23 protein-coding genes are annotated in these 22,978 nt (G+C 68.8%); 16 read left to right on the top strand and 7 right to left on the bottom strand.

The window, feature by feature from the left end; translation table 11 throughout:
• Positions 1-12: 12 nt before the first annotated feature.
• From AWB89_RS14795 to AWB89_RS14785, 3 genes are read right to left on the bottom strand one after another with little or no spacing between them, the layout of a single operon-like run.
• Positions 13-846, bottom strand: coding sequence for a mycofactocin-coupled SDR family oxidoreductase (locus AWB89_RS14795; protein WP_085174644.1), 834 nt, complete (start codon positions 844-846; stop codon positions 13-15).
• The gene (locus AWB89_RS14790; protein ID WP_085174642.1) at positions 843-1,646 is read right to left on the bottom strand and encodes a mycofactocin-coupled SDR family oxidoreductase; all 804 of its coding nucleotides are present in this window, start codon (positions 1,644-1,646) and stop codon (positions 843-845) included. Before AWB89_RS14790 ends, AWB89_RS14795 begins: the two co-directional genes overlap by 4 nt.
• A complete protein-coding gene (locus AWB89_RS14785; RefSeq protein ID WP_085174640.1) occupies positions 1,643-3,259 on the bottom strand; it encodes a flavin-containing monooxygenase in 1,617 nt (538 codons plus the stop codon). Before AWB89_RS14785 ends, AWB89_RS14790 begins: the two co-directional genes overlap by 4 nt.
• 195 nt (positions 3,260-3,454) lie before the next feature.
• On the opposite strand from AWB89_RS14785, the gene AWB89_RS14780 reads away from it, so the two are divergent.
• The 9 genes from AWB89_RS14780 (at position 3,455) to AWB89_RS14740 (ending at position 10,894) form a co-directional block, all read left to right on the top strand.
• Positions 3,455-4,639, top strand: coding sequence for an acyl-CoA dehydrogenase family protein (locus AWB89_RS14780; protein ID WP_085174638.1), 1,185 nt, complete (start codon positions 3,455-3,457; stop codon positions 4,637-4,639).
• An 8-nt stretch (positions 4,640-4,647) separates the two neighbouring features.
• Positions 4,648-5,556 carry a biphenyl-2,3-diol 1,2-dioxygenase gene (bphC, locus tag AWB89_RS14775; protein ID WP_085174636.1) on the top strand — a complete coding sequence of 303 codons (909 nt, stop codon included), beginning with the start codon at positions 4,648-4,650 and terminating at the stop codon, positions 5,554-5,556.
• A complete protein-coding gene (locus AWB89_RS14770; protein ID WP_085174633.1) occupies positions 5,553-7,019 on the top strand; it encodes an FAD-dependent oxidoreductase in 1,467 nt (488 codons plus the stop codon). Before bphC ends, AWB89_RS14770 begins: the two co-directional genes overlap by 4 nt.
• 54 nt (positions 7,020-7,073) lie before the next feature.
• Positions 7,074-7,517: a nuclear transport factor 2 family protein gene (locus tag AWB89_RS14765; protein WP_085174630.1), complete on the top strand. Its 444-nt coding sequence runs from the start codon at positions 7,074-7,076 to the stop codon at positions 7,515-7,517.
• A gap of 98 nt (positions 7,518-7,615) precedes the next feature.
• Positions 7,616-8,437 carry an IclR family transcriptional regulator gene (locus AWB89_RS14760; protein ID WP_085174628.1) on the top strand — a complete coding sequence of 274 codons (822 nt, stop codon included), beginning with the start codon at positions 7,616-7,618 and terminating at the stop codon, positions 8,435-8,437.
• Positions 8,434-9,360, top strand: a complete 927-nt coding sequence (locus AWB89_RS14755; protein WP_085174626.1) for an alpha/beta hydrolase — start codon at positions 8,434-8,436, stop codon at positions 9,358-9,360. The genes AWB89_RS14760 and AWB89_RS14755 overlap by 4 nt, the downstream gene beginning before the upstream one ends.
• Positions 9,361-9,466: 106 nt before the next feature.
• Positions 9,467-9,823 carry a hypothetical protein gene (locus tag AWB89_RS14750; protein WP_085174713.1) on the top strand — a complete coding sequence of 119 codons (357 nt, stop codon included), beginning with the start codon at positions 9,467-9,469 and terminating at the stop codon, positions 9,821-9,823.
• Entirely contained in the window at positions 9,816-10,451 is a 636-nt protein-coding gene (locus tag AWB89_RS14745) for a Dabb family protein (protein ID WP_085174624.1), read from the top strand. The genes AWB89_RS14750 and AWB89_RS14745 overlap by 8 nt, the downstream gene beginning before the upstream one ends.
• Before the next feature lie 5 nt (positions 10,452-10,456).
• Positions 10,457-10,894: an SRPBCC family protein gene (locus AWB89_RS14740; protein WP_158089828.1), complete on the top strand. Its 438-nt coding sequence runs from the start codon at positions 10,457-10,459 to the stop codon at positions 10,892-10,894.
• Positions 10,895-10,924: 30 nt separating this feature from the next.
• Here the strand turns inward: AWB89_RS14740 and AWB89_RS14735 are convergent, their stop codons facing one another.
• Together AWB89_RS14735 and AWB89_RS14730 are read right to left on the bottom strand one after the other, a co-directional pair.
• Positions 10,925-11,812, bottom strand: a complete 888-nt coding sequence (locus tag AWB89_RS14735; protein WP_085174620.1) for an SDR family NAD(P)-dependent oxidoreductase — start codon at positions 11,810-11,812, stop codon at positions 10,925-10,927.
• Positions 11,809-13,692, bottom strand: coding sequence for a flavin-containing monooxygenase (locus AWB89_RS14730; RefSeq protein WP_085174618.1), 1,884 nt, complete (start codon positions 13,690-13,692; stop codon positions 11,809-11,811). The genes AWB89_RS14735 and AWB89_RS14730 overlap by 4 nt, the downstream gene beginning before the upstream one ends.
• A gap of 93 nt (positions 13,693-13,785) precedes the next feature.
• Here AWB89_RS14730 and AWB89_RS14725 point away from each other — a divergent pair, with 93 nt between their 5' ends.
• From AWB89_RS14725 to AWB89_RS14700, 6 genes are all read left to right on the top strand, one after another.
• The gene (locus AWB89_RS14725) at positions 13,786-15,390 is read left to right on the top strand and encodes an acyl-CoA synthetase (protein ID WP_174627838.1); all 1,605 of its coding nucleotides are present in this window, start codon (positions 13,786-13,788) and stop codon (positions 15,388-15,390) included.
• A 70-nt stretch (positions 15,391-15,460) separates the two neighbouring features.
• Complete coding sequence (locus tag AWB89_RS14720; protein ID WP_085101101.1) at positions 15,461-15,940, top strand: nuclear transport factor 2 family protein; 480 nt, start codon at positions 15,461-15,463, stop codon at positions 15,938-15,940.
• A complete protein-coding gene (locus tag AWB89_RS14715; protein WP_085101104.1) occupies positions 15,937-16,809 on the top strand; it encodes an SDR family NAD(P)-dependent oxidoreductase in 873 nt (290 codons plus the stop codon). Before AWB89_RS14720 ends, AWB89_RS14715 begins: the two co-directional genes overlap by 4 nt.
• 1 nt (position 16,810) lies before the next feature.
• A complete protein-coding gene (locus AWB89_RS14710; RefSeq protein ID WP_085174616.1) occupies positions 16,811-17,794 on the top strand; it encodes an alpha/beta hydrolase in 984 nt (327 codons plus the stop codon).
• A gap of 45 nt (positions 17,795-17,839) precedes the next feature.
• Entirely contained in the window at positions 17,840-18,916 is a 1,077-nt protein-coding gene (locus AWB89_RS14705; RefSeq protein WP_085174614.1) for a hypothetical protein, read from the top strand.
• A 17-nt stretch (positions 18,917-18,933) separates the two neighbouring features.
• On the top strand, positions 18,934-19,716 hold the full coding sequence (locus AWB89_RS14700; protein ID WP_085174709.1) for an SDR family NAD(P)-dependent oxidoreductase: 783 nt from the start codon (positions 18,934-18,936) through the stop codon (positions 19,714-19,716).
• A gap of 17 nt (positions 19,717-19,733) precedes the next feature.
• On the opposite strand, the gene AWB89_RS14695 is transcribed toward AWB89_RS14700, so the two are convergent.
• The gene (locus tag AWB89_RS14695; protein WP_085174612.1) at positions 19,734-20,027 is read right to left on the bottom strand and encodes a ferredoxin; all 294 of its coding nucleotides are present in this window, start codon (positions 20,025-20,027) and stop codon (positions 19,734-19,736) included.
• Positions 20,027-21,169 carry a 3-ketosteroid-9-alpha-monooxygenase, oxygenase component gene (locus AWB89_RS14690; RefSeq protein WP_085174610.1) on the bottom strand — a complete coding sequence of 381 codons (1,143 nt, stop codon included), beginning with the start codon at positions 21,167-21,169 and terminating at the stop codon, positions 20,027-20,029. The genes AWB89_RS14695 and AWB89_RS14690 overlap by 1 nt, the downstream gene beginning before the upstream one ends.
• 100 nt (positions 21,170-21,269) lie before the next feature.
• Between AWB89_RS14690 and AWB89_RS14685 the strand changes: the two genes are divergently transcribed.
• A complete protein-coding gene (locus AWB89_RS14685; protein WP_085174608.1) occupies positions 21,270-22,973 on the top strand; it encodes a 3-ketosteroid-delta-1-dehydrogenase in 1,704 nt (567 codons plus the stop codon).
• Positions 22,974-22,978: the final 5 nt, after the last annotated feature.

Genomic DNA, 22,978 nt, shown 5'->3' with positions numbered 1-22,978 from the left:
CCCGCCGCCTCCTCAACGTTGGGTTGCGCCGGCGTCGACGGGCAACGCCACCGCGGTGATGTACCGCGCTTCATCGGAGGCGAGAAACAGCGCGGCGTTGGCCACGTCCACCGCCTCGATCCACGGCACGGCAAGCATGTTCATGGTGCGGGCCGCCTCGGCGAATTCGGCGCGAGTCGGCGTCCGATTCAGGTCAGGACGGAACGCGCTGCGCACCGCGTCATTCTGGATCATCGGGGTGTCCACGTTGGTCGGATGCACACAGTTCACCCGGACCTTGTGTGGCGCAAGCTCGTTGGCAAGGCTGCGCATCAGGCCGAGCACGCCGTGCTTGGCGGCCGTGTAATGCGCGACGCCGACCAGCCCGCGCAGTCCCGCAATGGAATTCGTCAGCACCATCGCACCGCCACCCCGGGCGATCAGGTGTGGCGCCGCGGCGCGACAGGTGTGCCACACGCCGGTGAGGTTCACCTCCAACATCGTGCGCCAGGCGTCTTCATCGAGCTCGAGCGCCGATCCGCGCGAGGTGATTCCGGCGGTTGCGCAAACGACGTCCAGTCCCCCGAAACGCTCGACGCCACGGTCGGTCGCGGCCTGCACGCCGGCGAGATCGCGCACGTCCACGATCTCGGTGTGCACCCGGGCGCCGGCGTCGGCGACCAACGCCGCCGTCCGGTCGAGGTCGGCCGGCGCGCTGTGCGGGATCACCACGGTGTCGACCGGGCCGCACACGTCCAACGCCACGATGTCGGCGCCCTCCTGCGCGAAGCGCACGGCCTGCGCACGCCCGATGCCCCGCGCCGCGCCGGTGATGAGGGCGACTTTCCCGGTTAGCCGCCCGCTCATGTCGTCTTCTGGGTGAGGCCGGCGTCGACGACGAGTTGCGTGCCGGTGATGTAGCGACCCTGGTCGGAGGCGAGGAAGACGACGGCGTTGGCCACGTCGACGGGCTCCACCCACGGCACCGGCAGCAGGTTGCGCGCCCGGAGCACCTCGGCGGCGTCGGCGGCCGTCGGGTTGTCCAGGTCGGGGCGCAGGCGCCGGAACGTCTGCTCGTTGAGCACCATCGGGGTCGCGACGGCGCCGGGATGGACCGTGTTGACCCGAATGCCGCGCGGCCCCAGCTCGTTGGCGAGGGTGCGCGCCAGCCCCACCACGGCATGCTTGCTGGCCGTGTAATGAGCGGTATTGGCGGTGCCACGAATACCGTTCGTGGAGCTGATGATAACGACGGATCCGCCCCGCTCCCCGATGTGCGGCACGGCCGCTTTGACCGTGTGCCAGACCCCGGTCAGGTTGATGTCGAGCGTCCGCTGCCAGTCCGCCGGGTCGAGTTCCCAGCAGGGCGCACCCGGGAGGTGGATTCCCGCGTTGGCGACGACGACGTCGAGGCGCCCCAGCTCGGCGACACCGTCGTCGATCGCGGCCGTCAGCGCCGCCAGGTCGCTGACGTCAGCCAGGCGCGCCACGCAACGCCGGCCCCTTTTTTCGACTTCCGTTGAGAGATCGCGTAATTCGGCGCCGAGGGCCGGGGCGTCGAGCGCGATGACGTCGGCGCCCTCGTCGGCGAATCGCTGACAGTGCACCCGTCCGGTGCCGCGGGCAGCCCCGGTCACCACCACGACCTTGCCGAGCAATCCCGTCATGAGGGAATCTTGACCAGTTCGAAGCCCTTGTACCCGGCATCGGCGACCTCGGCGCAGACGTCGTTGTAGGTCGCGAACCCGCCGATGAACAGCATGAAGCCCCTTGGCTTTCCGGGCACGTTGGCGCCCATGTACCAGGAGTTCGCCTTGGTGAACAAGGTGGCCTCGGCCAGCCGGGCGCATTCGGCTCCCCAGCCGTCGACGGCGTCGCGGGTCGCTTCGATCGCTGTGTGGCCGTGGTGGTCGAGGTATTCGATGGCCTGGGCGATCCAGTTCACCTGCGCCTCCGCGTGCAGGACCATGTTGGCCAGCACCGCCGGTGCCCCGGGGCCCGAAATGAGGAAGAGATTCGGGAACCCGTCGACGCCCAGGCCCAGGTAGGTGCGTGGCCCGTGCCTCCAGTCGTCGCGCAATCGCACACCGCCGCGGCCGATGATGTCGATCTTGGCGAGCGCGCCGGTCAGCGCGTCGAAACCCGTTGCCAATACGATCATGTCGAGGTCATAGTGCGCGTCGGTGGTGTTGATCCCGGTCGCGTCGACGGAGACGATCGGCGTGGCGCGCACGCTGATCAGCGAGACGTTGGGCCGGTTGTACGTCTGGAAGTAGTTGCTGTCGGTGCAGATCCGCTTGGTCCCGATCGGGTGATCGTTGGGGATCAGCAGGTCGGCCAGGCGCGGGTCGTCGATGACGGCCCGGACCTTCTCTTCATAGAACCTGCGCGCCTCCTCGTTGGCCGCCGGGTCCGTCATCTGGTCGGGAAAGGTTTTGGAGAACAGCACGCCGCCCAGCCGCCATCGCGTCTCGAAGGCCGCGCGGCGCTCCTCCGGGGTGAAATCCAGCGTCGGCTTCGGCGCGGTGACGTGCGGTGAACCGCCGCCGCTGCGCCAGGACGCCCGGCGCCGCTCCGCGTAGCCGGCCTTGATCTCGCCGAGTTCCGCGGCAGACAACGGCTTGTTACCCGCCGGCACGCTGTAGTTGGGGGTGCGCTGGAAGACGTAGAGATGCGCGGCCCGCTCGGCGATGATCGGAATCGATTGGATGCCGGAGGATCCGGTGCCGATCACCGCCACCCGCTTGCCGGTGAAATCGACGTGCTCGTGCGGCCACGCGGCGGTGTGGTAGATCTCGCCCGCGAACGAATCGAGCCCGGCGAAGTCGGGGGTCAGGGCGGCCGACAGCGGGCCCGTTGCCATGAGGCAGAACCGCGCCGAGAACACCTGGCCGCCGTCGGTGCCGACCGTCCAGCGCAGCGTCGTCTCGTCGAGCGTGGCGGACACGACGCGAGTGTCGAACGCGATGTCGCGGCGCAGGTCGAGTTCGTCGGCGACCCAGTTCAGGTACGCGAGGATCTCGGCCTGCGTGGCGTACTTCTCGGTCCAGGTCCACTCGCGCTGCAGCTCTTCGGAAAAGGAGTAGCAGTAGTCGACGCTCTCGACGTCGCAGCGCGCACCGGGATAGCGGTTGTGGTACCACGTGCCGCCCAGCTCGGGCGCCGCCTCGAGCACCCGCACCGACAGCCCCTGGTCGCGCAGCTTGTAGAGGGCGTACAGACCGGCGAACCCGGCGCCGACCACTACGACGTCCACGGGTTGCGCGTCGGCGTTGCTCACAAGCAACGACGGTAGGGCTCGCCGCGCCGGTCGCCGGCCGGGTTCCCGGTCACCGGACGCTCCGGTCGACTTTCCCGGCCATCATCCGCACATCGAGTTCCGGCCGCATTTGCGTCCGCTCATCGGGAACGCCTTCGACTTTGGCGCCGACTGCGGTAGACCATTACTAAGCCCCCACACGTAAGGACGAACAAAATGACCGAGCGGGTACTCGATCGGGTCGTGGCCATGGCCGACCAGCTGCGTGACCAGGCCGCCGAGGCCGAAAGGATCGGCCGGCTCACCGACGACAGCGTCAAGCTGATGAAGGGCGCCGGCCTGATCCGGATGCTGCAGACCAAGCAGTACCAGGGGTTCGAGGTGCACCCCCGCGAGTTCGCCGAAACGACCATGGCCACGGCGGCGCTGGACCCGGCGGCCGGCTGGATCGTCGGGGTGGTCGGCGTGCACCCCTACCAATTGGCCTACGCGGACCCGAAGGTGGCCGCCGAGATCTGGGCCGACGACGTCGACACCTGGATGGCGTCGCCGTACGCACCCCAGGGCGTGGCCAAGCCCGTCGACGGGGGCTACATCTTCAACGGCCGCTGGCAGTTCAGCTCCGGCACCGACCACTGCGACTGGATCATCCTGGGCGCGATGCTCGGCGACGACAAAGGCATCCCGATCATGCCGCCGCAGATGCTGCACATGATCCTGCCGCGCAAGGACTACGAGATCGTCGAGGACTCGTGGAATGTGGTGGGGCTGCGCGGCACCGGCTCCAAGGACGTCATCGTCAAGGACGCGTTCGTGCCGGCCTACCGGACCATGGACGCGACGAAGGTGATGGACGGCACCGCCCAGCGCGAGGCCGGCATGACGGAGCCGCTGTACCTGATGCCGTGGTCGACGATGTTCCCGCTGGGCATTTCGGCGGCCACCATCGGCATCGCCGAGGGGGCGCTCGCCGCGCACCTCGACTACCAGCGCGAGCGCGTCGGCGCCACCGGTACCGCGATCAAGGACGACCCCTACGTCATGCACGCCATCGGCGAGGCCGCGGCCGACATCAACGCGGCCCGCCAGGAGCTGCTGGCCAACGCCGATCGCATCTACGACATGGTCGCGGCCGGCAAGGAGGTGTCCTTCGCCGACCGCGCGGCGGGCCGCCGCACGCAGGTTCGCGCGGTGTGGCGCGCGGTCGCGGCGGTCGACGAGATCTTCGCCCGCTCGGGCGGCAACGCGGCGCGAATGGACAAGCCGCTGCAGCGCTACTGGCGCGATGTGCACGTCGGCCATCTGCATGCCATTCACGTGCCCGGCACCACCTACCACGCGTCGGCGCTCAGTTCCCTGGGCATCGATCCGCCCGAGGGTCCGCTGCGGGCCCTGATCTAGGAGTAGCCATGACCGACCTGAAAAGCCTTGGCTACATCACCATTTCGACCAACGACATCGAGCGCTGGCGCCAGTTCGCCTTCGGCGTCCTGGGTTTCGCGGAGGGCAAGGGACCCGACCCGTCGGCGCTGTACCTGCGGATGGACGAGCGCGCGGCCCGGCTCATCGTCGTTCCCGGCGAGACCGACCGGGTGCTCACCATCGGCTGGGAGGTCCGCGACCGCCCGGCCCTGCAACGCGTCAAAGCGACACTCGACGGGGCCGGCGTGCCGTTCAAGCAGCTGTCCACCGAGGACGCCGAGACCCGCCGGGTGGAAGAGGTGATCACCTTCGACGACCCGGCCGGCACGACGGTCGAGGTGTTCCACAGCGCGGTGCTCGACCACAGCCCGGTGATCACGCCGTTCGGCGCGAGGTTCGTCACCGGCGACCAGGGCCTGGGCCATGTCGTGGTGCCCGCGATGGATCCGAACGGCCTGTTCGACTTCTACACCGAGGTGTTGGGGTTCCGTTCCCGCGGCGCGTTCCGGGTGCCGCTGCCCAAGGAGTTCGGCCCGATCCGGGTTCGTTTCCTCGGCATCAACGAACGCCACCACAGCATGGCGATCGTCCCCGCGATGCATCAGCGCGACCCGCGGCTGGTCCACATCATGGTGGAGGTCGACAGCCTCGATGCGGTGGGGCAGGCCCTGGACCGCGTCAACGCCGAGGGCTTCCAGCTGTCGTCCACCCTGGGGCGCCACACCAACGACAAGATGGTGTCGTTCTACGTCCGCGCCCCCGGCGACTGGGACATCGAGTTCGGCACCGACGGCATGCGCGTCGACGAAACCTATTACACCGCCGAGGAAATCACCGCCGACAGCTACTGGGGCCACCAGTGGACCGGCGACATGCCTGCCGCGATGAAGCCATGACACCCGAGCGGGACGTGACGCCCATCCCGGCGTCCGCCATCTCGTCATGGGATCAGGAGGCCGACGTCGTGATAGCCGGCTACGGGGTCGCCGGCGCCGCAGCGGCGGTGGAAGCCTCCCGATCCGGCGCCGACGTGTTGGTTCTGGAACGCACCGGGTCCTGGGGCGGCGCGGCGGCGATGGCCGGCGGCTTCATCTATCTCGGCGGCGGCACTCCCCTGCAAAAGGCCTGTGGTTTCACCGATTCCGTCGAGAACATGGCGGCGTTCCTCAATGTCGCGATGGGTCCGGGCGCCGACGAGGACCGGATCGCCGACTACTGCGCCGGCAGCGTCGCCCACTTCAACTGGCTGGTCGGCTGCGGCGTGCCGTTCAAGGCGGAGTTCTTCTCCGAGCCGGGCTGGGAACCGATGGGCGACCAAGGCCTGATGTACAGCGGCGGCGAAAACGCGTACCCGTTCAACACGATTGCCACGCCGGCCCCGCGCGGCCACGTCCCGCAGATGTCGAACAAGAAGCAGGGCGAGGCCAGCGCGGGCTACATGCTGATGAAGCCGCTCGTCGAGACCGCCACCGCGGCCGGCGCGCGGGCGCTCTACGACGTGCGAGTGCAGCGCCTGATCGTCGAATCCGACGGCAGGGTCGTCGGCATGCACGCCCGCCAGTACGGCAGCGAGATGACGGTCCGGGCCCGCACCGGCGTCGTGCTCGCGACGGGCAGCTTCGCCTACAACGACGCGATGGTGGCGCGATACGCGCCGCGGATCGCCGGACGCCCCGCCGCGTCCATCGAGCAGCACGACGGGCAGGCCATCCGGATGGCGCAGGCGCTGGGCGCCGACCTGGCCCACATGGACGCCACCGAGGTCGCGATCTTCATCGACCCGCAGCAACTCGTACGGGGCATCCTGGTCAACGGCCGCGGCCAGCGTTACGTCCCGGAGGACACCTACCCGGGGCGGATCGGGCAGCTCACCCTCTATCAGCAGGACAACACCGCGTACCTGATCATCGACGACGACGCGCAGCAGGAGGCGCTGGCCTCGTGGTCGCCCCAGTTCATGCTGCGGCAACCGACCTGGGTCGCCGACACCGTGGCCGACCTGGAGCACGACATGGGGTTGGCGCCCGGTTCGTTGCAGGCCACCGTCGCCGCCTACAACGAGGCCGCCGCCCGCGGCGAGGACCCGCTCCTGCACAAGAAGCCCGAGTGGGTCAAGCCGATCGGTTCCCCGGTCGGCGCCATCGACTTGCGCGAGAACACCGGCGGTTTCACTTTGGGTGGCTTGGCCACCACGTTGGACGCGGCGGTCCTGCACGTCAGCGGGGAACCCATCCCGGGGCTGTTCGCGGCCGGCCGTTCGACCGCGGGACTTGCGGCGTGGGGTTATGCCAGCGGCGTCTCGCTCGGTGACGGCAGCTTCTACGGCCGCCGCGCGGGCCGCTCCGCCGCCAAGGGCTGAGCCCTTTTCCGGTGCCGGGCGCGGGCTTCCGACAATTTCCCGAAGGAACGGGCCATGGACGGTGACCGACTACAAGCCCTGCTCGATGAACGAGACATCGAGCGAACGCTGAAGCAGTTCGCCCGCGCGATGGACGATCGCAACTGGACCGCCATGGCCGAGATCCTGGCCGACGACGCCGAAGGCGACTTAGGAACCGGACGCCTGCGTGGAAGCGGGGCGATCATCGAGCTGATCCGTGGGTTTCTCGACAATTGCGGCCCGACCCAGCACCTGCTGGGCAACGTTGTCATCGACGTCGACGGCGACATCGCGATCAGTCGTGCCTATGTCCACGATGTCCACCTGAGGTCGGACGGCGACCCCTCGTCGCGGTTCTACACGCTGGGTGACTACACCGACACGTGGCAGCGCCGCCCCGGCGGGTCATGGCTCCTGAAAGAACGGATCAAAACCAATCGGGCGCACGTCGGCCCGCTCGACGTCTTCCGGGGCTGACAGGCGACCCCTACGCGGTGCGTGACATCAGCCACAGCGGTGTGGTAGAAACTATTCCTAATAGGAATATGCCAGCCAGTTATAACAGCGGAGGACCGATGACTTCAGCCGTTAAGAGCGCCGAAACCCCCACGGCAGTCATCGACCGAATCTCGCTGGTGCTCGACGCATTCGACGGGCCGGGCCGGCTGACGCTGGCGCAGATCGTGCGGCGCACCGGCCTGCCCCGCTCCTCGGCGCATCGCATGCTCGAGCGCCTGGTCCAGCTGCGCTGGCTGCGCCGCAGCGGCCGCGACTACGAGCTCGGCATGCGGCTGGTCGAGCTGGGCTCGCTGGCCGTTCATCAGGACCGCCTGGTGCGGGCGGCCGGCCCCTTGCTGGGCGAATTGCACCGCGCCACAGGGCTTGCCGTGCACCTGGCGGTCCTGGACGGACCGGACGTCGTTTACCTCGACAAGATCGGCGACCAGCGGATTCCGACCCGCGTGGGCGGTCGTCAACCCGCGCATTGCACCGCCGTCGGCAAGGCGATCCTCGCCTACCGCGGCGAAGATGCGGAGCTGGATTTGCAGGTCCGCAAGACGAAGTATTCCATCTGCAGTAGCACCCAGCTGGCCCTCGAATTGGCCAAGGTGCGGGCCCACGGCGTGGCGTTCGAACGGGAAGAGTCGCTGCTCGGATTCGGTTGCGTCGCAGCGCCGATCGGGGGTCCCGACGAGGCGACCCAGGCGATGGCCGCGGTCTCGGTGTGCGGCCCGATGAATCGGATGATGTTCGATCAGCGACTGACCGCCCCCGTACGCATGACCGCGATGCGCATCTGGCGCAACGTCGAGGACGGCCCGCAGCGGGTCGCGCCGACCCTGCAGCCGCTGCGCCCGCTGCGACCCGCAACGCGGCCCGCCCTGCAGTACGCGTGACCCTCGATCCGCAGATCGCTCCCCTGATCGGGGAGCTGGACGCCGGCTTCCCGCCCGTTCACACCATGACCGGGGCGGAGGCCAGGTCCGTCATTCGGGCGCGGTTCGTGCCGGCGTTCCGGCCCGAGCCCGTCGCCCGGGTCCGAGACGACACCGTCGAGGGACCCGGCGGCGCCATCCCGATACGCCTCTACCGGCCCGACGCCGAGGACCCACGCCTGCCGATCCTCGTCTACGCCCACGGCGGGGGCTTCGTATTCTGCGATCTCGACAGCCACGACGCGCTGTGCCGCGATCTGGCGAATCGCCTTCGGGCCGTTGTCGTTTCGGTGGCCTACCGGCTGGCGCCCGAGCATCGCTGGCCGGCAGCCGCCGAGGACGTGTACACCGTGACCCAATGGGCGGCGCGCAACGCCTCAGGCTTCGGCGGCGACCCGAACCGCCTGAGCGTCGGGGGTGACAGCGCAGGCGGGAACCTGGCCGCCGTGACCGCGTTGATGGCCCGCGACCGGGGCGACCCCGCGCTGGCCGCCCAACTGCTGATCTATCCCGTGATCGCGGCGAACTTCCACACCGAGTCCTATCGGCTGTTCGGGCGCGGGTTCTACAACCCGACGCCGGCGCTGCAGTGGTATTGGGAGCAGTACGCGCCGTCGGTGAGCGACCGCGCGCACCCGTATGCCACACCCCTGAACGCCGACCTACGCGGCGTGGCCCCGGCCGTCATGGTGATCGCCGGACACGATCCACTGCGCGACGAGGGACTGGCGTTCGGCGCGGCATTGGAGGCCGCCGGTGTGCCCACCGTGCAACTGCGCTATGACGGCGGCATCCACGGCTTCATGACGATGCCGATGCTCGACCTCGCTCACCGGGCGCGGCAGGAGGCTGCTGACGCGCTGGCCGGTGTCCTGCGGCGATAGCGCGTCGAGGTGCGCGAATCGATGCGCCAGGGCGGATCTCGACGGCCTCTTCCCGATGGTCGGGAACCGGGCGGGCGCCGTCCCGTGCGTGGCATACGGTCGGGTCATGGCTGACGGCGAAGTCTTCGTGATCGACCGCGTGGTCACCAAGCCGGGCTGTGCGCGGCGGTTCGTCGACACCTATCTCGCCGAGTACGCCCCCGGCGCGCGCGAACGCGGCATGACGCTGCGCGACGTCCTGGTGAGCCCGCCCATCTGGTTCGGCGAATCCGAAGAGCTTGTCAACACCATCACCATCACCTGGACACTGGCGAGCGCACAGGCGTGGTGGCAGATGACGTGGCAAGGCCGGACGGATCCGGCGCTCGACCGGTGGTGGACCGGGGCCGCTGCCCTGCTGGTCGAGCGGTGCCGGTCGTTCGCGGCATCGGCCGCCGACGTGGACGGTCTCTGCGATGTATAGCGTGACCCGGCTGATCGACGTCGCCGAGCCGGACCGCGACCGGATGGTGGCTGCGCTGCGCGGCGCGGCTTCCGGGGCCGGCGCGCTGCGTTGGGTGGTGGAACCCACGCTGCCCGGTTCGCGCAACGGCGGGGACATCCTGGCCCACCTCCGGTTCGCCTCCAAGGGCCAATGGGATTGTGCCGCGGCCGGTTTCGGCCGGGCGCTGGACGACCCCGCGGTCGGCCGCGTCAACGGTGCCGCCTACTCGGGACTGCCCGTGCAGCGGGCCCGAAAGCCGGGAACCGTGTACCGGGCGCTGCTGTTGAGCGTGCGGGCCGGCACCGATCCGGCCACCGTCGCCCGTTTCGAGGCCGACCTGCGACGCATGCCGCGGTATGTGCGCACCATCACCGACTGGCAACTGAGCAGGGTCGAGGAGTCCACCGGCGCATCGGCGTGGACCCACGTGTTCGAACAACTTTTCACCGACGAGGAGGGGTTGATGGGGCCCTATCTGGTGCATCCGATCCACTGGGCGGTGGTGGATCGCTGGTTCGATCCCGAATGTCCCGACGTCGTTGTGCGCGAACGCGTCTGCCACAGTTTCTGTCGGAGCGACGCGGCCGTCCTGCGGCTGGCCGGATAACCGCAATGCGTCACTCCATTCGGTTCGAACGGGCATGCACCGCGCCGCCCGAGGCGGTCTACGACGTTCTCATCGACGTCGAGCGGTGGCCGGAGTGGCTCTCCGGCGCGCGCAGTGCGGGCTGGGAGAAGCCGGCCGATTCCGGGACCCGCGTCGGGGCCGTCCGCCGAATCGCCGTCAGCGGCTTGACGATGCGGGAGGAGATCCTGGTTGACGACGGGCCGCACCACCACGCGTATCGCATCGTGTCCGGCATCCCGGTGACCGACCATCGCGCCGATGTGCACATCCACGAGCGGGCCGGCGGATCGCTCATCGTCTGGCGGGCGACGTTCCGGTCGCGGATTGCCCTTGCGGGCCCGGCGCTGTGGTTGCTGCTGCGCGCAAGCATGCCCCGCATGGCGGCCGATTTGGCCAGAGCGGCCGAGCGCCGAGCAACCTGATCGGCGATACACGCGGGCGCGGGCGTCGGGTCAGATTCCCGTCGGCGAGATATTCGGGTTGGCGGTCGCCGGCGGCTGCAACGGCGGCAACACCTTCGCGCCGTCGAGACTGTGCACCGGCAACCGCTGCGACCAGGGGTAGTGCAGGCTGAACGCGACCAACCCGGTGCGCTGCGCGGCGGGCAGGTGGCACATCGCCAGCACCGTCTCGGCCAGGTACTCCACCGGCTCGGTCGGGAAAGTGTCCGGAATCAGCTGCGCGGCACCGGGTGTCCGGACCGCCGTCGACGGCCCGACGCAATTCACCGCGATATTCGCGTCCAGCAGTTCCGCGGCCACCCCCTGGGTGAACCGGTGCAGGGCGGCCTTCATCGACGCGTAGATCACGTCGCCCGAAATCTTGTTGTACTCCCGGTACGGCCGCACCGGCGCCAGGCCGGTGACCGAGCCGACGTTGACGATCCAGCCCGCGCCTTGCTTGCGCATCTGGGGCACGGCGGATTTCGTCAGGACGAACGGCACGCGCAGGTAGTGCTCGACTGTGCGGTCGAACGTTTCCAGGCTCATCTGCTCGACCAGCGAGTAGTCGGCGAAACCGGCGTTGTTGACCAGGATGTCGATGCGCCCGGTGCGATCGAGCACCGTGTCGACCAACCCGTCACGCTGCCCGGCGTCCTCCAGGTTGGCCGCGACGCCGAACGCCTGCCCCCCGGCGGCCTCGATCAGACCGATCGTCTCGCCGATGGTGCCCGGCAGCGCGGAACGCGTTCCGGACCGCGTCGACACCGACGGCGTGTGCGAGCGCGCGGTGACCGCCACCGTGGCGCCCTCGGCGGCCAGCCGCCGGGCGATCGCCCGGCCGATTCCCCGGCTACTGCCCGTCACCAAAGCCGTTTTACCGGAGAGCAATCGGCTCATCGCAGGGCGAGATCCTCTTCGGCCGGGGCGCGATGGTCGCGCCAGAAGTCGACCAGGCGATACGGGAAGGCGGTCACGATCCGCCCTCCGCCCGAGCGGTAGTAGGTGTGCGCGGAGGGAGTGTGGCACCAGACGGTACCGGCCATGGTCGCATCGAGGTCGGCGACGTAGCGATCGTAGGCGTCCTGCGTCACCTCGATGGTGGCCGCCTGGCGCAGCGCCATCAATTGCAGGCATTCCATGACGAAGTGGACCATCACCTCGACACCGAAGTTGTGGCCCGCCCCGTGCCCCGGGCTGTAGTTGGGTGCCGAGGAAATGAACATGTTCGGGAAGCCGGGCACCATCCCGCCCCGGTAGGCCCGCGGAATGTCGCCCCACTCCTCGGTCAGCCGCCGCCCGTTGCGGCCCCGGATATCAACGGTGGAAAGGAAATCCAGGTAGTAGCCGGTCGCGTAGACGATGACGTCGAGGTCGATCTGCCGGCCGTCGGCCGTCACGATTCCCGCCTCGTTGACCCGGGCCGGCTCGCCGGCCTCAACGTCCACATGCTCGCGCGCCAGCGCCGCGTAATAGCCGCCGGGATCGCGGATGATCCGCTTGCCGTACGGGGCGAAGTCCGGCGTGACCTTGCGCGCGAGGTCGCTGCCGGCGCCGAACACCCGATCGATGTAGCCCAGGCAGATCTGCAGCAGCACGTCGTTGGCCGGTGAGATCGACAGGTGCTCGGCCGCCCAGTCGGGATCGTGCAGAATCACCGGGTAGTTGTTGTCCGCCGTTCCCCAATACGATTTGAGTCGAACCCAATTCGCGTAGTACGGCAGCCTGGTGCCCAGCCACCGCTGGTATTCCGGTACCGCGTCGGACGCGCGCCGCCGCGGGGCCACCCAGTGCGGCTGGCGCTGGAACACCGTCAGGTGCGCGACCTTGTCCACGCAGGCGTCGACGATCTGCACCGCGGTGCACCCGGCGCCGATGACGGCAACCCTTTTACCCGTCAGATCGAGATCGGGATCCCACCGCGCGGAGTGCAGCGAGATCCCCGAGAACGCCTCGCGGCCAGGCAGATCCGGCCAGCGGGGACGGTTGAGATAACCGGCGGCGGGAATCACCACGTTGGCGTAGCTCACGTCGCGGGTGCCGTCGGGTCCCACCGAATGGATCTGCCACTGCTGCCGCTGTTCGTCCCACCACAGCGCTTCGGCCTCGGTGCCGAACCGGGTGCGCGTGCGCACGTCGTTTTTGTCGGCCACCGACACCAGGTAGGCCTGGTACTCCGCGCCCATCGGGTAGTAACTCGACCAATCGCCGTTGATGTCGCGCGACAGGGAGTAGTACGCCGACGGGGTGTCCACGCCGATACCGGGATACGTTGTGGTGTACCAGGTGCCGCCGACCTCGTCGTGCCGCTCGATGATCTCGTATTCGATGCCCGCGTCCGCGCAGGCCAGGGCGGCGGTGATCCCGGCGATACCGGCCCCGATGATGACGACCTTGAAGCCGTCGGGAAGCTTGGCGGTGCGCGGCAGCACGGGCTGCGACGGCTGGAACCCGCCCTGCTCGAGCAGCAATCCGAGATACTCGGGGCCGACGGTGCCGCCCAGGCCGACGGGCGCGATGCGCGCGAAGAGGTCGAGGTCGTCGGCGGGCACCGCGTCGCTGCGGCGGGGCGACTGCAGAGCGGCGACGACCGCCTCGACGAGCGCCGCGGCGGTCTCGGGATCGGTCACGCCGGCCTGCTCCGGTGGGTCCGGCACATGCGAGATCTTCGGTGCGAAGCGGTCGACCACCGCCGCGTCGCCGGTCAGTTGCGCCAGCACCGCAACCAGCACGCCGGGATCCGCCTGGCGCAGGTTCGCCCGCAGTTCGTCAGCGCTCATGTCAACGAGTATCGAATCGGTCGGCCCGGATGTGCGGGTCCGTGTCTACTCAGCGGGACACCGGCGGCCGGCGACTCCTTGCCGCCGCCTACCGTGGCGGGCATGCAGCCCCACGAGCTGGACGCGATCGTCGCGCGGGCGCGCAGCCATGGGCTCGGCGATGTCCCCCGCCGCTCGGCCCGCCGGCACCCGAACAAGACCGCGGTCATCGACGGCGACGTGGCGCTGAGCTTCGCCGGGTTCGACCACCTGGTCGACCGCGCCGCGGCGGCATTGCACGACAACGGCTTTGGGCCCGGCGACCGCATCGCGCTGCTGGCGCACAACTGTTGGCAGTATGCGGTGCTGGCGTTCGCCACGGCGCGCGCCGGGGTGGTGCTGGTCCCCATCAACTTCATGCTGACCGCCGAGGAGATCGCCTACATCCTCGGTCATAGCCGGGTCCGCGGCTTTGTCGTCGAATCCGAGCTGGCGCCGACGGCCGAAGAGGCGATGCGGCGCGGTGGCGTGGTGGAAGTCCGGGTCGCGCTGGCGCCTGCCGGGCGCGGCGCCCCACCCGGCTGGGCGGACTTCGCGGACTGGCTTTCCACCGACTCCCGGGCCCCCGGCCCGCACATCGGCGACGACCAGCCGGTCCGGCTGATGTACACCAGCGGAACCGAGTCGCACCCCAAGGCGGCCGTGCATACCAGCCGCAGCCTGATGTGGCAGTACGTGAGCACCATCGTCGCGGGCGAGATGACCCACGACGACGTCGAAATCCACTCGCTGCCGCTGTACCACTGCGCGCAGCTGGACAACTTCCTGGCCACCGACATCTACCTCGGCGCCACCAGCATCATCCTGCGGGGACCGGACCCGCAAACGGTGCTGCGCACGATCGAGCGATACCGCGTCACCAACTACTTCGCTCCCCCGACGGTGTGGATCTCGCTGCTGCGCTCGCCGGTGTTCGACGCGGTCGACCTCTCTAGCCTGCGCAAGGGCTATTACGGCGCCTCGGCGATGCCGGTCGAGGTCCTGGCGGAGATGCGGCGGCGGCTGCCGAATCTGAGGCTGTGGAACTTCTACGGCCAGACCGAGATGGCCCCGCTGGCCTCGGCACTGGGCCCCGAGGAACAGGACGCACACGCCGGTTCGGCCGGACGCCCCGTCGCCAACGTCGAAACCGCGATCCTCGACGCCGACGACATCCCGGTCGGCGCCGGTGTCGTCGGCGAAATCGCCCACCGCAGCCCACATCTGATGCTGGGTTACCTCGACGACTCGGAACGCACCGCCGACGCCTTCCGTGGCGGCTGGTTCCACTCCGGCGATCTGGGCTGCTACGACGAGCACGGCCTGTTACACGTCGTCGACCGCAAGAAGGACATGATCAAGACCGGTGGGGAGAACGTCGCCAGCCGGGAGGTCGAGGAGGTCCTGTACCGGCACACCGGCATCCAGGAGGTCGCGGTGTTCGGCCTGGCGCACCCGGTGTGGGTGGAGGCCGTGGTGGCCGCCGTCGTTCCCCGCGACAGCGTCACGCTGACCGAACAAGACCTCGTCGCGCATTGCCGGGCCCACCTGGCGGGATTCAAGACGCCCAAGCGCATCTTCTTCGTCGACTCGTTGCCGAAAAACCCGAGCGGCAAGCTGCTCAAACGCCTGTTGCGTGAACGCTTCGCATCCGGCGTGTTCGCGCCGGAACGGGCCTGACTACCAGACCATGTTCCACTGACCGGGCATCGGCCTGTCGGCCCGGCCACCCCCGGCGTTGACTAGCGCCATGGCCCATGACATCACGCTGCCCGAATTGCAGGAGTTCATCGCCGGCTTCTGGTACCACTACGACGAGGCCCACTACGACGAGATGGCGGCCAGCTACGCCGAGAACGTGCACTACCTGACCCGAAGCGACTCCGGCGCAAGCCCTTTCGAGGAATTGATGTCACCGGAGCTCAACGGCCGCGACGAGGTGATGGAATGGCTGTCGGAACACCGCAAGCAAAGCCCGTACCCGCTGCGCCACCACGCCACCAACGTGCACCGCACCGGCAGCGACGGTGACGTGACCCGGGCGCGGTTCTACATCTTCGTCAACCAGATCGCCAACTTCGTGCCGTTCGCGGTGTCCAGCGGGGTCGTCAACGTCGGCGTCCGGCGCGGGGCCGACGGGCTTCAGTTCACCGAGATGGACGTCGTCCTGGATGCCACCAACTCGGTGCCGCTGGCGGAGTTGGCCGCCGACAGCGCCGCGGGTTCGTGAGCGCCGGGGACGCATTTTCCGGCGGGATCGCCGTCGTCACCGGGGCCGGCTCCGGCCTGGGTGCCGGCCTGGCGCGCCACGCCGGCTCGCTCGGGATGACGGTGGTGCTGGCCGACATTGACCACGCGGCGGCCGCATCGGTCGCCGACGAACTGCGCGCCGCGGGCGGATCGGCGGTCGACGTCGCCTGCGACGTGCGCAACCCCGAGGCCGTGCACGAGCTTGCCGAGCGGGTCTACCGGGACGTCGGCCCGGTGCGGCTGCTGGTCAACAACGCCGGCGTCGAACAGTTCGGCTACCTGTGGGACACGCCGGTGGCCAACTGGCGGCGCGTCATCGACATCAACGTCAGCGGCGTCTTCTACGGCGTGCGGGCTTTCCTGCCGAAGATGATGGCCGCCGGCCAGCGCGCATGGGTGTGGAACATCGCATCGGTCGGCGCGGTGGTGGCAATTCCGTTGCAGGCCCCCTACATCGTGAGCAAGCACGCGGTGCTGGCGTTGACGGAGTGCCTGTATCTGGAGGTCGAATCGACCGGGCACGGTCATCACATTCACGTGCAGGCCGTGCTCCCCGGACCGGTGGCATCGAACATCTTCGAGTCGGCCGGCGGAGTCGACGCCCACGGCTCGGGTGACGTCACCGCCGCCGAGGCGCAGCGCTCGGCCATGCTCGACGTCAAGGCCGCGGCCATGGATCCACGTCAAGCCGCCGAGATGCTGTTCGACCAGGCCGCCGAGGGCCGCTTCTATCTGCACACCCATCCCGGCGCGGTCGGCGCGGCGATGGCCGAGCGCGCGAACGTGCTTGCCTCGCAACAGGCCCCGGCGTTGCGCACCGACAGCCGCTTCGACACGGGAACGCCGTGAGATGGTGACGCCCGCGCTGGATCCCGACGCCGCGGCGCGGGTGGCCTCGTTCGGTCCCATCGCGCCGATGCGGCAACGGGGCCTGTCCGCGGTGCGCGCCGGGCTGGAATCCGCCCCGCTTCCCGGCGCGATGCCCGACATGGCCGCGGTCACCGAGACCGCCATTCCCGGTCCCGGCGGCGACATCGAAGTTCGGATCTACCGCCCCACCACCGATACCGGTGGCCCCGTGCTGGTTTATCTGCACGGCGGGGGCCTCGTGATGGGTTCCAACCACTCGTTCGAACCGCTGGCTCGTGAGCTGGCGGCGGCGTCGGGTGCCACGGTCGTGGCGGTCGACTACCGGCTGGCCCCCGAATTCCCGCCGCCGGCGCAGTTCGACGACGCCTATGCGGCCACCGCATGGGTTTCGCGCAACGCCGCCGAATTGGGCGTCGACCCCGAGCGGCTCGCGGTGGTCGGCGACAGCGCGGGCGGCTCGTTGGCGGCGGGGATCGCGCTCGCCGCCCGTGACCGAGGCGGGCCGGCGGTCTGCGTGCAGGTGCTGCTGTATCCGGGGCTGGATCGCGACATGTCCGTTCCTTCCATTGCCGCGCTCGCGGATGCGCCGCTGCTCGCGCGCGACGACATCGACTACCTGCACGCGCTGGCCGACGGCGACGCGGGTGCGCCCAGCGATCCCTATCTGGTCCCGGCCTACGCCTCCGACCTGTCCGGGTTGCCGCCGGCGATCGTGGTGACCGGCGGCTGCGATCCCATCCGGGACTGGGGTGAGCGGTACGCGGACCGGTTGCGCGATGCCGGCGTGCAGACGATCACCGCCCGCTATCCGGGCATGTATCACGGCTTTTTGATGCGCTCCGACGCGACCGCGCGCGGCCGGCTGGCCATTGCGGAGATCGGGGCGCTGCTGCGCGCCAAATTCAGCCATCCGTTGCGTTTTGACCTCCCGATCACCGGGCAGCCGCAGCCCGCGTCGCGCTGAGCCTGCGCACAATCAATCGATCCAGGACTGCAAAGGAGACAGCTGATGCTCACCGACGAGCGGCGGATGGAGCTTTCCGACGTGTTGCGGCCGGCCGCACCGCCCCGGGAGATCGAGGACGTCTATACGGACGACCAGCGGGAGCGGCTGCTCGATGTGGTTCGCACCCAGGGCCCGTGGAGGCTGATCATCGCCCAGCACTTCGCGTCGGCCGACGAGCTGATCGCCACCATGAGCGGCGTCTTCCCGGAGGGCTTTACGCCGTCGCTCGATCTGTTTCTGACCCCGACCTTCCGCGGCTATCTGGCGAACTACGGCGCCGTGCTGTACCCGGAACTGCACGACTGCTTCTACCACGCCGAGTTTGTGGAGTTGGCCAAGAACTACTGGAAGGCGCAGTACGCCAAGCCGCAACTGATGCTGTTCAACATCAACGGGCCGTGCGCGAATCGCGATCCCGGGCACCTGGATTCGCCGAGCTTTCGCGGCGTGCGGCACGAGAACGCGCCCACGTGGCTGACCAGCGTGATGGGTAAGTCCGGCCTGTTCCAGGACTACCTGATCAAGATGGCGCAGGTGATCACCTGGTTCTCACTGGACGCGGGCAGCGGCTTCACCTACTGGCCCGACGGCCCCCTGCAAGCGCCCAAGCGGGTGCTGCCGCCCGTCTACAACCGCGGAGTCGTCGTACAGAACGAGATGATGGTGCACCGCGGCGAGGCGAATGGGCCTCTGGACCAACAGATTCCGGCCGGACTGACGTTCGACACCGTGTTCGCCGGCGACCCGGGCGATCGCGAGCACTGGCTGCTGAAGAACGGCGACGACGTGATCGCGCGCCACCACACCGACGAACTGCGGTTCCTGGTGCACTGGTCCGCGGAGGTGTTCGCCGACCACGACGAGCTGAAGAAGAACATGGAGGGCTCCGACGACCTGACGATCGAGAAGGCCATCGACATCATGGTCGACGACCTCGGGCGCAGGGGCATCAAGCTCGACATCCCCGGCGAACCGCTGCACGATCCGGCGTTCATCAGCGCCCTGAACGCCGCCTACGACCTCGGGGGTCCGGCGGTTTACCCCGAGGAAGCCCCGATCAGCGCCTTCCAGGTGGCATGAGCGAAATGGCTTTGCTGATGGATCGTTTCGCGGACAGGCGTGCCATCGTGACCGGAGCCGGCTCCGGAATCGGACAGGCCACCGTCGCCCGGTTACTCGACGAGGGCGGCACCGTCATCGCCTACGACGTCTCGGCGGATGGGCTGGCTCGCACCGCAGCCGCGGCCGACGCGGCCGGCACCGGCAACCGCCTCACCACCGTTGTCCTCGACATCTCCGACGAGGACGCCGTGAGGGCCGCCGTGGACCCCGCCGTTGCCGAACTCGGCGGCCTCGAAGTGCTGATCAACGCGGCCGCCATCCAGCGCTGCGCCAACACCCACGAGCACACGCTGGCCGACTGGAACGCGACCCTGGCGATCAACCTCACGGGCACCTTCCTGATGACCCGCCAGGCGCTTCCCGCGCTACTGGACTCCGGCCGTGGCGTGGTGGTCAACTTCACCTCCACCGCGGCGTCGTTCGCGCACCCCTACATGGCGGCCTACGCGGCCAGCAAGGGCGGGGTGCTGTCGTTCACCCACTCGCTGGCGCTCGAGTACTCGAAGCGGGGGCTGCGCGCGGTCAACATTCAGCCCGGCGGGGTGGCCACCGCGCTGGCGCTGAGCACCCTGGACAAGATGCCCGACGGATACGACCTGGGCTTGTGGGCCAAGCAGACGCCGCTGCTGCACGGCGAGGAGAACGACATCCTGGGCGACCCGGGCGCGGTGGCATCGGTCATCGCCATGGTCGCCTCCGACGACGGCGCATTCATCACCGGCACCGAAATCCGGATCGACGGCGGGGCGCACGCCTGAAGCACGCGCGCGGGCGATTACGTTGCCGCTCGCGCCATTTCGTCGACGATAACCAAGTCGCCGCGCCGGATCGCATCGAGGATGGACTCGCTCAGCGCTGTGCACGCGAGGAATACTCCCCTACCGTGATCGGACATCTTCTGGGCCTCGGCGCGCTCGGGGCACCGGGCCGTCGCGTCGGCGTTCCATTGCACGCTGGTCTGATTCCAACTGCTCTTGCGGGCCAGCACGTGCGCGCCGCAGGTCCGGCACACCACCGCCGCCATCGGCATCTCGTCGAGCCGGTTGTCCCGCCTCGAGTCCGCGGGCATCACACCGAGCCCGCGATGGTTTCCCGGGCGGCCACGTTGGACTCGACCTCCTTCATCCAGGCCTCGTACGGCCGGGTCGTGTCCAACTCGAACTCGAAGCGGTCCACCATGTCCGGTTGCACGTCGGTGGCGTCGACGTAGAACTGCTGGTACCAGCGCCGAAGTTGGTATACCGGGCCGTCCTCCTCGACCAGCAGGGGGTTGTCGATGCGCGCCTTGTGCCGCCAGATCTCGACGTCCTGCTCGAAACCGAGCTTCACGAAGTCGCCGAGACTGATCGCGGTCTGCATGGCCTGCTCGCCCGACAGGTTGCCGGCTTTCTGGACGATGATGCCGTATTGCAGCACAAAGGAATTCGCGTCGATGGGGTAATGGCAGTTGATCAGGATCGTCTTGGCGTCACCGTCGGTGTAGTGGTAGGTCAGGTCGTCGATCATGAAGGACGGGCCGTAGTAGGACGCCACCGACGTGGTTCCCAGCATGGTGGTCTCCTCGGGGCCGCCCAGGTCGGGCCGGCTGCCGCCGTTCATGTACTGCGTCGCCACGTGACCTTCGAAGATGTTCTTGAAATACGTCGGCAGCGACCCATGAATGTAGAAGAAGTGCGCCATGTCCACGACGTTGTCGATGATTTCGCGGCAGTTGCTCTGAACGACGGTGGTGTACCAATGCCAGTCGGTCCAGTCGTCGCTCGTCGCCCCCTCGATGCGGGGGATCGTGACCTCCGGCGGGGGTGGCTTGCCCTCCGGGTCGTTCCACACGAACAACATGCCGTCCTGCTGCAGTGTGGTCCACGCTTGTGTGCGGGCCAGCTTGGGTGTGCGCCGGCTGTACGGCACCTGCTTACAGCGCCCGTCGCCGCCCCAGCGCCAATCGTGGAACGGGCATGCGATCGCGTCGCCCTTTACCGTGCCCTGTGACAGGTCGCCGCCCATGTGGCGGCAGTAGGCATCGAGGACGTTGAGGTTTCCGTCCCCGCCGCGAAAGACGACCAGCTTCCGCCCGAACGCGTTGACCGCGTGCGGCTTGCCGTCCCCGAAATCCCTTATCAGGCCCAGGCAGTGCCAGCCGCGGGCGAATCTGGTGGGAGCGGCATCGGCTTCGATGAGCCGGATTTCGTCGATATCGGACTGCGCCGTCATACGCGCGATTGAACTCCCCTACCCGGTTCGTGGGTCGGGATGTTCCCACTGATCAGGACGGCTCTTCCGCTGTCGTGCCGCCCCGGCATACCGTTCTCGAGTGACCGCGCACAGCACGACGATTCCGGCCGGGCTTCCCGTGGCCGACACGACCGTGGACCTGCTGGTGGTCGGGTCGGGCACCGGCATGGCCGCGGCACTGGCGGCGCACGAACTGGGGCTGTCGGTGCTGATCGTCGAGAAGTCGTCCTATGTCGGCGGCTCGACCGCCCGATCCGGCGGCGCCCTCTGGTTACCCGCCTCCCCGGTGCTGCGGGATACCGGCGCCGACGACACCGCTCAGCGCGCCGCCACCTACCTGGACTCGGTGGTGGCGGGCTCCGCCCCCCGGCAACGCTCCGCCGCCTTCGTCACGCATGTGCCCGCGGTGGTGGAGCTGCTCCGTCGCACCACCCCGCTGAGGCTGTTCTGGGCCCGTGACTATTCCGATTACCACCCGGAGGAGCCCGGCGGCAGCGCCGCGGGGCGCACCTGCGAATGCCGCCCGTTCGACACTTCGGTGCTGGGTGAATATCGCACCCGGCTGCGGCCCGGCGTGTTGGAGGCGGGCGTTTCGATACCCACCACCGGCGCCGACTACCGCTGGATGAATTTGGTAGCGCGGGTCCCCCGCAAGGGCATTCCCACGTTCGGCAAACGGGTGGCGCAGGGCTTCGGTGGCCGACTGCTGGGCCGGCGCTACGCGGCGGGCGGCCAGGGCCTGATGGCCGGGCTGTTCGCCGGCGTGTTGCGCGCCGGCATCCCGGTGTGGACGGACACCAAGCTGTTGCGCCTGGACCGCGACGGCGACCGGGTGACGGGAGCGGTCGTCGACCATGGGGGACGGGAAGTGACCGTGACGGCCCGGCGGGGCGTGGTGCTGGCCACCGGCGGGTTCGACCACAGCATGGACATGCGGTGGAAGTTCCAGTCGGAGTCGCTCGGCGCACACCTGAGCCTGGGCGCCGAATCGAACACCGGCGACGGGATCCGCGCGGGGCAAGAAGCCGGCGCCGACATCGATTTGATGGAGCAGGCGTGGTGGTTTCCGGCCATCGCGCCGCTGCCCGGGAAGGCACCGGCGGTGATGCTGGCCGAAAGGTCGCTGCCCGGCTGCCTGATCGTGAACCAGCAGGGCCACCGGTTCGCCAACGAGTCGGCGGACTACATGTCGTTCGGCCAGGGTTTGTTGGCGATGGAGCGATCGGGCAACCCCGTCGAAGCGATGTGGATCGTCTTCGACCAGCAGTACCGCAACAGCTATGTCTTTGGCGCCGAACTGTTTCCGCGGATGCGGATCCCGCAGCGCTGGTACGACGCCGGCATCGCGGTGCGCGCCGACAGCCTCGGTGAGCTGGGCGACCGGATGGGGGTTCCCGTGGCGGAGTTCGTCGAGACCATGACGCGGTTCAACCAAAACGCCTCCGCGGGTCAGGATCCCGACTTTGGTCGCGGCCGCAGCGCCTACGACCGGTACTACGGCGACCCGACGGTCAGGCCGAATCCCAACCTGCGCCCGTTGCTGAAAGGCCCCTTCTACGCGGTGAAAATGGTGCTCAGCGATCTGGGCACCTGCGGCGGGCTCAAGGCCGACGAGCGGGCACGGGTGCTTGGTGAAGACGGCGGGGTTATCGCCGGGCTGTACGCCATCGGCAACACCGCCGCCAACGCCTTTGGCACCACGTATCCCGGTGCGGGGGCCACCATCGCCCAGGGACTCGTGTACGGCTACGTCGCGGCCCGTGACGCGGCGGGCGTTGACTAGGCGGC

This window comes from Mycobacterium paraense, assembly GCF_002101815.1.
In the GTDB taxonomy this organism is placed as follows: domain Bacteria; phylum Actinomycetota; class Actinomycetes; order Mycobacteriales; family Mycobacteriaceae; genus Mycobacterium; species Mycobacterium paraense.
The sequence above is the reverse complement of the archived record's forward strand: the minus strand, read 5'-3'. Positions and strand labels throughout refer to the sequence as shown.

What these genes read in the sequence shown, in the direction of transcription:
- AWB89_RS14760 (WP_085174628.1), top strand. Translation starts at nt 7,616, where the DNA reads ATGACTTCAGCCGTTAAGAGCGCCGAAACCCCCACGGCAGTCATCGAC.
- AWB89_RS14795 (WP_085174644.1), bottom strand. Translation starts at nt 846, where the DNA reads ATGAGCGGGCGGCTAACCGGGAAAGTCGCCCTCATCACCGGCGCGGCG.
- AWB89_RS14710 (WP_085174616.1), top strand. Translation starts at nt 16,811, where the DNA reads ATGGTGACGCCCGCGCTGGATCCCGACGCCGCGGCGCGGGTGGCCTCG.
- AWB89_RS14720 (WP_085101101.1), top strand. Translation starts at nt 15,461, where the DNA reads ATGGCCCATGACATCACGCTGCCCGAATTGCAGGAGTTCATCGCCGGC.
- AWB89_RS14740 (WP_158089828.1), top strand. Translation starts at nt 10,457, where the DNA reads ATGCGTCACTCCATTCGGTTCGAACGGGCATGCACCGCGCCGCCCGAG.
- AWB89_RS14780 (WP_085174638.1), top strand. Translation starts at nt 3,455, where the DNA reads ATGACCGAGCGGGTACTCGATCGGGTCGTGGCCATGGCCGACCAGCTG.
- AWB89_RS14745 (WP_085174624.1), top strand. Translation starts at nt 9,816, where the DNA reads ATGTATAGCGTGACCCGGCTGATCGACGTCGCCGAGCCGGACCGCGAC.
- AWB89_RS14735 (WP_085174620.1), bottom strand. Translation starts at nt 11,812, where the DNA reads ATGAGCCGATTGCTCTCCGGTAAAACGGCTTTGGTGACGGGCAGTAGC.
- AWB89_RS14790 (WP_085174642.1), bottom strand. Translation starts at nt 1,646, where the DNA reads ATGACGGGATTGCTCGGCAAGGTCGTGGTGGTGACCGGGGCTGCCCGC.
- AWB89_RS14750 (WP_085174713.1), top strand. Translation starts at nt 9,467, where the DNA reads ATGGCTGACGGCGAAGTCTTCGTGATCGACCGCGTGGTCACCAAGCCG.
- AWB89_RS14690 (WP_085174610.1), bottom strand. Translation starts at nt 21,169, where the DNA reads ATGACGGCGCAGTCCGATATCGACGAAATCCGGCTCATCGAAGCCGAT.
- AWB89_RS14770 (WP_085174633.1), top strand. Translation starts at nt 5,553, where the DNA reads ATGACACCCGAGCGGGACGTGACGCCCATCCCGGCGTCCGCCATCTCG.
- bphC (WP_085174636.1), top strand. Translation starts at nt 4,648, where the DNA reads ATGACCGACCTGAAAAGCCTTGGCTACATCACCATTTCGACCAACGAC.
- AWB89_RS14700 (WP_085174709.1), top strand. Translation starts at nt 18,934, where the DNA reads ATGGATCGTTTCGCGGACAGGCGTGCCATCGTGACCGGAGCCGGCTCC.
- AWB89_RS14765 (WP_085174630.1), top strand. Translation starts at nt 7,074, where the DNA reads ATGGACGGTGACCGACTACAAGCCCTGCTCGATGAACGAGACATCGAG.
- AWB89_RS14730 (WP_085174618.1), bottom strand. Translation starts at nt 13,692, where the DNA reads ATGAGCGCTGACGAACTGCGGGCGAACCTGCGCCAGGCGGATCCCGGC.
- AWB89_RS14705 (WP_085174614.1), top strand. Translation starts at nt 17,840, where the DNA reads ATGCTCACCGACGAGCGGCGGATGGAGCTTTCCGACGTGTTGCGGCCG.
- AWB89_RS14695 (WP_085174612.1), bottom strand. Translation starts at nt 20,027, where the DNA reads ATGCCCGCGGACTCGAGGCGGGACAACCGGCTCGACGAGATGCCGATG.